The sequence below is a fragment of the Pollutimonas rozaliensis genome (genome assembly GCF_048751585.1).
GTDB lineage: Bacteria > Pseudomonadota > Gammaproteobacteria > Burkholderiales > Burkholderiaceae_B.
Genome location: NZ_JAZHOB010000287.1, coordinates 1 through 247, shown reverse-complemented (window position 1 = coordinate 247; position 247 = coordinate 1). Strand labels below are relative to the sequence as shown.

General features: G+C 65.6%; 1 protein-coding gene. It reads right to left on the bottom strand.

Annotated elements, in window-relative coordinates; translation table 11 throughout:
• Positions 1-200 (bottom strand): efflux RND transporter permease subunit (locus V0R37_RS22935; RefSeq protein ID WP_420376669.1); only part of this gene is annotated, 200 nt, incomplete at its 3' end.
• Positions 201-247 lie beyond the last annotated feature (47 nt).

Genomic DNA, 247 nt, shown 5'->3' with positions numbered 1-247 from the left:
GAGCCCACTTCCACTCGGGCCACATCGGCCAGACGAATCAGGTGCCCGTTGCTGCCCTGGGTAACCGCCAACCGCTGAAAGTCATCGGCGGTGGCGAAGTTGCGCGGCAGCCGTACGATGAACTGGCGATCATCGGACTCGATGGAGCCGGCGGGCAGCTCGACGTTTTCGGCGCGCAGGGCATCCTCGATATCACCCACGGTGAGGCCTCGTGCTGCCAGCGCGTTGCGGTCCAGCCAGACACGCA